This window comes from Curtobacterium sp. MCBA15_016 (assembly GCF_001865105.1).
Lineage (GTDB): Bacteria > Actinomycetota > Actinomycetes > Actinomycetales > Microbacteriaceae > Curtobacterium.
Genome location: NZ_MJGR01000032.1, coordinates 53852 through 62925, shown reverse-complemented (window position 1 = coordinate 62925; position 9074 = coordinate 53852). Strand labels below are relative to the sequence as shown.

The 9074-nt window shown below is 73.1% G+C and carries 8 protein-coding genes and 1 pseudogene; 5 read left to right on the top strand and 4 right to left on the bottom strand.

All coding sequences use genetic code 11. From position 1 onward, the window contains the following. Together BIV03_RS20135 and BIV03_RS13250 are read right to left on the bottom strand one after the other, a co-directional pair. Nucleotides 1-90 (bottom strand): annotated as a pseudogene (locus tag BIV03_RS20135) (response regulator transcription factor); the annotation flags it as partial. Continuing rightward, nucleotides 87-1256 (bottom strand): sensor histidine kinase, encoded by a 1170-nt coding sequence (locus BIV03_RS13250; RefSeq protein ID WP_071296035.1) that lies wholly within the window; start codon nt 1254-1256, stop codon nt 87-89. The gene BIV03_RS13250 and the pseudogene BIV03_RS20135, both read right to left, overlap by 4 nt. A gap of 149 nt (nt 1257-1405) precedes the next feature. Here BIV03_RS13250 and BIV03_RS13245 point away from each other — a divergent pair, with 149 nt between their 5' ends. The 5 genes from BIV03_RS13245 to BIV03_RS13225 are packed head-to-tail and all read left to right on the top strand — an operon-like array spanning nt 1406 to nt 5308. Further along, nucleotides 1406-2521, top strand: coding sequence for an FtsX-like permease family protein (locus BIV03_RS13245; protein ID WP_071296044.1), 1116 nt, complete (start codon nt 1406-1408; stop codon nt 2519-2521). Continuing rightward, nucleotides 2518-3243: an ABC transporter ATP-binding protein gene (locus BIV03_RS13240; RefSeq protein WP_071296034.1), complete on the top strand. Its 726-nt coding sequence runs from the start codon at nt 2518-2520 to the stop codon at nt 3241-3243. Before BIV03_RS13245 ends, BIV03_RS13240 begins: the two co-directional genes overlap by 4 nt. Before the next feature lie 10 nt (nt 3244-3253). Then, complete coding sequence (locus BIV03_RS13235) at nt 3254-3976, top strand: histidine phosphatase family protein (RefSeq protein ID WP_071296033.1); 723 nt, start codon at nt 3254-3256, stop codon at nt 3974-3976. A 34-nt stretch (nt 3977-4010) separates the two neighbouring features. Beyond that, nucleotides 4011-4538, top strand: coding sequence for a DUF3090 domain-containing protein (locus BIV03_RS13230; protein ID WP_070418140.1), 528 nt, complete (start codon nt 4011-4013; stop codon nt 4536-4538). After that, nucleotides 4535-5308: an SCO1664 family protein gene (locus BIV03_RS13225; protein WP_070418141.1), complete on the top strand. Its 774-nt coding sequence runs from the start codon at nt 4535-4537 to the stop codon at nt 5306-5308. Before BIV03_RS13230 ends, BIV03_RS13225 begins: the two co-directional genes overlap by 4 nt. A gap of 369 nt (nt 5309-5677) precedes the next feature. On the opposite strand, the gene BIV03_RS13220 is transcribed toward BIV03_RS13225, so the two are convergent. Further along, nucleotides 5678-7690: a VWA domain-containing protein gene (locus tag BIV03_RS13220; protein WP_092386028.1), complete on the bottom strand. Its 2013-nt coding sequence runs from the start codon at nt 7688-7690 to the stop codon at nt 5678-5680. Further along, nucleotides 7683-9068, bottom strand: coding sequence for an AAA family ATPase (locus BIV03_RS13215; RefSeq protein WP_070418142.1), 1386 nt, complete (start codon nt 9066-9068; stop codon nt 7683-7685). The genes BIV03_RS13220 and BIV03_RS13215 overlap by 8 nt, the downstream gene beginning before the upstream one ends. Nucleotides 9069-9074: the final 6 nt, after the last annotated feature.

The window sequence follows — 9074 nt, the reverse complement described above, 5'->3', positions numbered from 1 at the left end:
GACGACCTCGAGGTCGTCCTCCGCGTCGAGCAGCGCGCGCAGGCCGGCCCGCACGACCGGGTGGTCGTCGGCGATCAGGATCCGGATCACGGCACCTCCAGGACGGCGACGAGGGTGGTGCCGCGTCCGGGCGCCGAGTCGATCTCCAGCCGTCCGCCGAACTGGCCGACGCGGTCCCGGGCCGCGCGCAGGCCGAACGAGTCGGACGCGACCGCCCGCGACAGGGCGGTGACCGGGTCGAAACCGACGCCGTCGTCCGAGACCGTCAGTCGCGCCTCCTGGCCGTCGACCGCGAGCGACAGCGCGACGTGCGTGGCGTGCGCGTGCTGCACCACGTTCGCGACCGCGCCCTGGGCGATGCGCAGCAGCGCCGTCTGGACGTCCATCGGCAGCACCACGTCGGGCACGTCGACGGTCACGGTCAGGCCGTCGCCGGACCACTGCTGCTCGGCGAGCCGCCCGAGCGCCGCCGGGAGCCCCTGGTCGAGCGACGGCGGCGTGAGCTCACGGATGAACCGCCGGGTGTCGGCGAGTCCGTCCGCCGCGGTGTCACGTGCGAGCCGGATGTGCTCCAGCCCGGGGCGCTCGCCGTCCGCGCGTTCCGCAGCGTGCAGGAGCATCTGGATGCTCGACAGGCCCTGCGCGACGGTGTCGTGGATCTCGCGGGCGAGGCGAGCCCGCTCGGCGAGGACGCCCTGTTCACGCTCGGTCGCGGCCAGGCGGTCACGGGTCGCGATGAGTTCGGCGACGAGCGCCTCGCGCTCCGAGGCCTCGCGCGCGAGGGCGCGGTACCCGAGCCCGATGAGCAACGCCACACCGGCGCCGACGAGCGGGCCGACGACCCCGCCGACCGTGAACCCGCCGTGCAGACCGAGCGCGACGACCGCGACGAGGGTGGCGACCACGACGGCAACCGGACCGACCACGCGGGGGAGGACGTGCAGGTACAGGAAGAACAGCGGGAAGACGAGGTACGCGGCCTCGGGCACGAGCACCAGCAGGGCGATCCAGACGAGGCTCAGCGCGACGAGCCAGACCGCGCCGGCGATCGCACGACGGCGCTCGGCGGTGCGGGCGGCGACGGCGCCGAGCAGGTAGACGCCGGCGAAGACGACGCTCAGCCCGAGGGGCACCCATGGCCGCGGGCCGTCGCTCACCAGCACACGGATGACGACGAGGGTCAGGAGCGCGGCGGACAGCACGTGCAGGCCGGTCCGGAGACCGACGAAGACCGGGGTGAGCGTGCTGTGCGCCATGACGGTCCCAGCGTACGGAGCCGGGTGCGGGACCGGATCAACCGAAAGTTCGATCGGGGGACCAGTCCGGTCGACGATGTCCGGTGGGACCGGCACGGCGAGGCTGGAGGCGTGGTCGCGGAGGGTCCGTGACCCGGGAAGGGACCATCGTGTTCGTCGCCTGGCGCGACCTCCGGTTCGCTCGCGGACGCTTCGTGCTCATCGGCTCCGTCGTCGCGCTCATCACCCTGCTCGTGGGGTTCCTCGCGGGCCTCACCGGCGGACTCGCCGCCCAGAACGTCTCGGCCGTGCTCGACCTGCCGGGTGACCGACTGGTCCTGCAGCAACCGTCCGACGGGCAGCCGTCCTTCGGCGAGTCGACCATCGGCCAGGAGGCGCGGGTCGGCTGGCAGACGGCGGCCGGCGTCGACGAGGTGGTCCCGGTCGGGATCGTCCAGGGGCGGGCGACGTCGGGTCACGACGACGGGTCGGCGGTCGGGGTCGCCCTGTTCGGGCTGGCGTCCGCCGGCGGCCACGGCGGCCGCGGCGGCTCGGCCGACGCGCGTGGCTCGGTCGCCTCGCTCGCGCCGACGCGGGACGACGAGGTCGGCCTTTCCGCCGGCGCGGCCGCCGACCTCGGGGTCGACGTCGGCGACCACGTGACGATCACGGGCACCACCTACCGGGTCGCCTCCGTCGGCGGCGACGCCTGGTACAGCCACACGCCGGTCCTCGCGATGACCCCGGACGCCTGGTCCGCGGCCGATCGGCGGCTCGGGGGCGACGGCGACCCCACCGTCCTCGCGGTGAGCGGGTCGCCCGACTGGGACGCCGTCGCCACCGCGACCCACACGTCGGCCTCGTCGCACCTCGGCTCGCTCACCGCCCTCGAGACGTTCCGGTCGGAGGTCGGTTCGCTCGCCCTGATGATCGCGATGCTGTTCGGCGTCTCCGCCCTCGTCGTCGGCGCCTTCTTCACGGTGTGGACCATGCAGCGCGCGGGCGACGTCGCCGTCCTGAAGGCACTCGGTGCGAGCACCCGGTCGCTCGTCCGGGACGCCCTCGGCCAGGCGCTCGTCGTGCTCGTCGTCGGCATCGGCGTCGGGACCGCCGCTGTCGTGGGACTCGGGGCGCTCGCCGGCGGTGCGCTGCCGTTCCTGCTCAGCCCGCTCACCACGCTGGTCCCAGCGATCGCGATGGCGGCCCTCGGGCTCGCCGGAGCCGCGGTCGCCCTCCGCACCGTCACCGCCGCCGACCCCCTCACCGCACTCGGGAGCAACCGATGATCACCCTCGACGACGTCACCCTCACCTTCCCCGACGGCGACCGCCACGTCACCGCGGTCGACCACGTCTCGCTGACGGCACGCACCGGCGAGGTCACCGGGATCACCGGCCCCTCCGGCTCCGGCAAGTCCTCGATCCTGGCCGTCGCGGCGACGCTCATCCGGCCGGACTCCGGCCGCGTGGTCATCACCGGTGCGCGGGGCGACGCGGTCGACGCCGCCGCGCTGTCGCGGGACGAGGCCACCGCGCTCCGACGGGAACGCATCGGCATCGTGTTCCAGCAGTCGAACCTGTTGCCGTCGCTGACCGCCCGCGAGCAGCTCCTCGTCATGGCGCACCTCGGCGGCCCGCGGGCCGGGCGGCGGAGTGCGGCGGTCCGCGATCGGGCCGACGACCTGATCGACGCGGTCGGGCTGTCCGGGCACGCCGACAAGCGACCGGCCCAGCTGTCCGGTGGGCAACGGCAGCGGATCGCGATCGCCCGCGCACTCGTGCACGAGCCGGAGGTCCTGCTCGTCGACGAACCCACGAGCGCACTCGACCAGGAGCGCGGCGCGGCGATCATGTCGCTCATCGCGCAGCTGACCCACGAGCGCGGCACCGCGACGCTGCTCGTGACGCACGACCTCGTGCACCGGGGCGCGCTCGACTCGCTCGTGACCGTCGTCGACGGACGGGTGGTGTCCGACGCGGCGACGGGCGACGGGCGCATCGCGGCCTAGGATCGGGCACATGGCGACCGTCCTCCTCGTCCGGCACGGACGCACCACCGCGAACGCGACCGGCGTCCTCGCCGGACGGACGGCAGGGGTGGCGCTCGACGCCGTCGGCCGCGAACAGGCCGCACGGACGGCCGGACGACTCGCCGCGGTCCCGCTCGCCGCGGTCGTGTCCAGCCCGCTCGAACGGTGTCGGCAGACCGCCCGCGCGCTGCTCGGACGCCAGGCGGGCGAGCCGGAGACCCGCATCGAGCGGGCGATCACGGAGTGCGACTACGGCGACTGGCAGGGCCGGAAGCTCGCAGACCTCGCGAAGGAGCCGCTCTGGCGGACGGTCCAGGCGAACCCGAGCGCCGTCGTGTTCCCCGGCGGGGAGTCCATGCAGGGGATGCAGTCGCGCGCCGTCGCCGCCGTCCGCCGGATCGACGCCGAGGTCGAGGCCGCCCACGGTCCGGGCGCCGTCTGGGTCGCGGTGAGCCACGGCGACGTGATCAAGTCCGTGCTCGCCGACGCGCTCGGCATGCACCTCGACCTGTTCCAGCGCATCGCGGTCGGACCGGCGTCGGTGTCCATCGTGCGCTACGGCGAGCACCGTCCCGAGGTCGTCGCCTCGAACACCGAGTCGGGCGACCTGACGTGGCTCGCGGCCGCACCGGCGCCGAGCGCGGACGCCGCGGTCGGGGGCGGCGCCGGCCACGACGACCCCGCCACCGGGCCGGCTCCTGCCGGAGCCTGAACGACTGTCGCCCGGCGCTCCTACAATGCGGGGTATGCCCACCATCGTGCACGGCTTCGACTGGCCGGACCGTCTCGTCGTCGGGACCGTCGGCCGTCCGGGCGAGCGGTCCTTCTACATCCAGGCGCGTGACGGCCGCCGTGTCACGAGCGTCGCGCTCGAGAAGGAGCAGTCGGCCGTCCTCGCGGACAAGATCGACGAGCTCCTGGACGAGGTCGCGACCGTCGAGGACAACCGGTTCAGCGTCCCGCCGTCCGCGCCCGCAGAACTCCGTGACGGTGAACCGCTCGACCAGCCGGTCGAGGCCGAGTTCCGTGCCGGCGCCCTGAGCCTCGGGTTCGACCCCGCCACCGCCCAGGTGGTGATCGAGGCGTACCCCATCGACGACGAGCTCGAGATCGTCGCCGAGACGACCGAGGACGGCGAGGAGATCGAGGCCGTGGTCGAGATCCCCGAGCCCGCCGAGCTGTTCCAGGTGAAGATCCCGGTCGGCACCGCTCGCGCGTTCGTCGAGCGCACGCGGGAGATCGTGGCCGCCGGCCGTCCCCCAGGGGCCGCATGAGCGACGGGTCGCTGTCCATCCGGGCACGCATCCGGGAAGCCTCGAACGCCACCTTCCTCGCCGACCTCGACGGCGAGGCGGTCGTCTACAAGCCGATCGAGGGGGAGCGACCGCTCTGGGACTTCCCGGACGGCACCCTCGCCGATCGAGAGGTCGCGGCGTACCTCGTGTCCGAGGCGTTCGGCTGGGACGTCGTCCCCCCGACGTGGATGGGCGAGGGGCCGTTCGGCCGCGGCATGGTCCAGCGGTGGCAGGACGTCGATCCCGAGCAGGACGCGGTCGACCTCGTCCCCACCGAGGACGCCGAGGCCGAGCTGTCCGGCGACGGCGCACCCCGATGGCGGCCGGTGCTCGAGGCGATCGACGAAGCGGACCGTCCGGTGACCCTCGTGCACGAGGACACGACCGCACTGCGGCGGATGGCGGTGTTCGACGTCGTGGTGAACAACGCCGACCGCAAGGGCGGGCACGTCCTCGCGATGCCGGACGGTCACCGCTTCGGTGTCGACCACGGGCTGACCTTCCACGTCGAGCACAAGCTGCGCTCGGTGCTGTGGGGGTGGATCGGCGAACCGCTCGACGCGGACGAGCTCGAGGGCATCGACCGGGTGACCGACGCGCTGCACGGCGATCTCGGTGCCGCACTCGACGAGCACCTCACGGTGGCGGAGGTCGACACCCTGCGCGCCCGGTGCGCGGCGCTGCGGGCGGTCGGGCTGTTCCCGCCGCCACCGGGACACGGGCCCGCCGTGCCCTGGCCGCTCTTCTAGCGAACCGCTCGGCCGTCGGTGCAGAGATCGGGTCGGCGGGTTCCGTCGGGTGCGGAACCCACCGACCCGTACCGCGTCCCGCCTGCCGGGGCGCGGTGACCCGTGGCGGTCGGACGGAGCGCGCCGTTGCCCTCCGGGACCCCACGGGGGTCGACCGGCCGAGGACGGATCAGGTGCCATCGGTCGGTCATCACCACCTCACCGACGCTGTCGGTGTCCCGACAGCATCGGTTCACCGACGTGGTCGGTTCACCGACGTGGTCGGTTCACCGACGAGGTCGGTCAGGTGGAGCGGTGATCGCGGCCGGGGTCTGGGGCAGCTGTGGCGTCAGCATACGACCGACATCGCCCGAGGAACAGACCCTGCCTTCAGATTGTCCAGTCGTCCCGGAAGAGCGCTCCACCGCGGCGCGATCCCAGGTACGACCCGACCACCGCGACGCCGAGGTCGTCGTTCTCGGGCGCGACGACCTTGCCGTCCACCCGCTTCGCCATCGCGTCGATGAAACGCGCCAGCCCCGGGTCGTCGCCGAGCCGGAAGAACGTCGTCTGCGCGCCGAGCCGTCCGGCGTTCTCGAGCTCCCGGACGGACAGCGCGATCGTGATCGGGTCCGGCGGGTACCCGAACCACACCTGGCCGTTCGGTTCGAGGTGCGAGGTGGGCTCGCCGTCGGTGACGATGAGCAGCACGGGCTGGGCGGTCGGGTGCTTCCGGAAGTGCCGGTTCGCGAGCAGCAGGGCGTGGTGGAGGTTGGTGCCCTTGTCCCACATCGCGTCGAGGCCGACGAGTTGCTCGATCTCCATCACCTCGGCTTCGCGGCCGAAGGCGATGAGCTGCAGGTCGTCGCCGCGGAACCGTGTGGAAACGAGGGTGTGGAGTGCCAGCGCGGTGCGCTTCATCGGCACCCACCGGTCCTCCATCGCCATCGAGAACGAGGTGTCGACGAGCAGGGCGACACAGGCCTGCGTCCGTGCCTCGGTCTCCTGCACCTCGACGTCGTCGATCTCCAGGCGGACGCCGGGGCCCATCCGTCCCGAGGCAGCCGTGCGTGTGAGCGCGTTCGTGATCGACCGGGTGACGTCCCACGGCTCGGTGTCGCCGTACTGCCACTGCCGGGTCGCACCGGAGGGTTCGCCGGACGCACCGGAGCGGCGGAGGTCTCGGGCACCCTGGCGGCCGGACATGCGCTCGGCGACGTCCCGGAGCAGGCTCTTCCCGAGCTGCCGCATCGCCTTCGGGGTGAGCCGGAGCTGCCCGTCGGCACCGCGGCGCATCGCACCGGAGTTGCGCAGGGCCTTCTCGAGCTGCTGCAGGGTCCTCGCGTCGACGACGGCGTCGTTCCCGAGCTGGCGGCCGAGGGCGTCGAGGTCGAGGTCGTCGAGGTCGGAGCCCGGTCCGGCCTGCGCGATCTGGTCGGCCAGGGCGTCGAGGTCGGCGATGTCCTGGAAGACCCCGGTCCCGTCGCCGAGCCCGAGGCCCTGCTCGCCCTCCATCCGCTCGGAGCCGCCCCAGTCCTCGCCCGGCCGGAGCGAGCGGAGGGTGTCGTCGAGCTGGGCGAGCTGTCCCATCAGGTCGGGGGAGCCGAACGCCTGCTGGGCGAGGGCATCGAGTTCGTCGCGCTGCTCCTGGGTCATCGAGTTGCGCATGCGCTGCGCCGCGGCCGCCCGGGCAGCGAGGTCGTCGAGCAGTTCCTCGACGTTCTGCGGGTCCGACGGGAAGTACTGCCCGTGCTCGGCCATGAACGCGTCGAACTGCTCCTGCGTGTCCGTCCCCGCACGGTGGTCCTCGAGCAGGGTGTTGAGGTCGCGCATCATCGCGGCGACGTCCTCGCGGTCCTGGTCGGTGGCGCCCTCGAGCGCCTGCTTCATGCCGGCGAACCGCTGGTCGAGCACCTCGCGGCCGAGCAGGTCCTTGATCTCCTCGTACTTCTGGCGCGCGGACGGGCTCGTCCAGTCGTAGCCGCTCAGTTCCTGCACCGCGGTGGCGGGCGACGGCGACAGGCTGTCGAGCTGCATCTCGGCGAGGGCTCGGTCGCCGTCGTCGATCTCGGTGTCGCGGGCGAGTTGTCCGCGTTCCGCGAGCACGGCCTCGTCGAGCAGCTGCTTGACCTGCTGCAGGGTGCCGTCGAGGTTGTTCTTCGCCGTCAGCTCGCGACGACGCTCGGCCACGCGGCGGGCCAGGTCGTCGAGGCCGCGCTGGTCCTGACCGCCGCGGCGCAGGTACTCCCGGATGGCGCGCTCGGGCGAGGTGCCGCCCATGACGTCCTCGCCGATGGCGTCGAGCGCCTCGGCCAGGTCGACCGGGGGAGCGAGCGGGTCCGGGCCGTCCTCGTACTTCCCGTAGCGCGCGTCCCGCGCCAGGCGTCGGTTCGCCCTAGCCATAGACGGCTTCGCCCCCGCCGGACTCCTTGCTGATCCGCCGGGCGAGGAAGAGCCCCTCGAGCGCGAGTTCGATGGCGCCGGCACGCTCGCCGTCGTCGGTCGCTCCGAGCCGTTCGCAGATCTGGTCGTACAGGTCGGACTCGCCGATCGACGGCAGGCCCTCGAGGAAGGCGCGGGCGCTGACCTGCTCACCCGTGGTCACCATCGTGCCCCCGTCGAGCGCCTCGACGAGGACCGCGAAGTCGAGCCCGCGGAAGCGCGCCCGGACGGTCTCGGCGGTCGCGGTCCGGAGCAGGTGCTCCAGCACCTCGTCGGCGCGGTCCTCCTCGCCGTTCTCGAACTCGATCTTCCCGCCGAGGACGTCGATCGCGGTCTCGAGGTCGATCGGCCGCGCGACCGCGTGCTCCTCACCCTGCCGCGCAGCGCGGTGCACCGCGGCGGCGGAGATCGTCTCCGCGCCGGCGATCGCGAAGCGGGCGCTGACGCCGCTGCGCTGGTCGACCGCACTCGATCCGCGCAGGGCACGCGTGAACCGGGCGAGGATCTCGACCAGCGCGTCCGGCACGTCGGCGGTGAGCCGCGCCTCCTGGCGGATCACGGCGATCTCGTCCTCGAGCTCGATCGGGTAGTGGGTGCGGATCTCGGCGCCGAAGCGGTCCTTCAACGGGGTGATGATCCGACCGCGGTTCGTGTAGTCCTCGGGGTTCGCGCTGGCGACCACGAGCACGTCGAGCGGCAGCCGCAGGACGTAGCCGCGGATCTGGACGTCGCGCTCCTCCATCACGTTGAGCATCGCGACCTGGATGCGCTCGGCGAGGTCGGGGAGCTCGTTGATGGCGACGATGCCGCGGTGGCCCCGGGGGACGAGGCCGAAGTGGATCGTCTCGGGGTCACCCAGGCTGCGGCCCTCGGCGACCTTCATCGGGTCGACGTCGCCGATGAGGTCCGCGACGCTCGTGTCCGGCGTCGCGAGCTTCTCGACGTAGCGGTCGTCGCGGTGCCGCCAGCTGATGGGCAGGGCGTCGCCGAGGTCCGCGGCCCGGCGGATGCTCGCCGTCGTGATCGGTTCGTACGGGTGCTCGCCGAGTTCGGAGCCGGTGATCACCGGCGTCCACTCGTCGAGCAGGCCCTGCAGGGTGCGGAGGAGTCGGGTCTTGCCCTGTCCGCGTTCGCCGAGCAGGACGACGTCGTGCCCGGCGATCAGGGCGCGTTCGAGCTGCGGGACGACGGTGGTGGCGAAGCCGTGGAGGCCGGGCCAGGGGTCGCGGCCCTCGCGGAGGGCGCTGAGCAGGTTGTCGCGGATCTCGGCGCGGACCGTCTTCTGGAGGTGGCCAGAGGTGCGGAGCTCGCCGACCGTTCGGATGTCGGGTCGGGTCACCTCTTC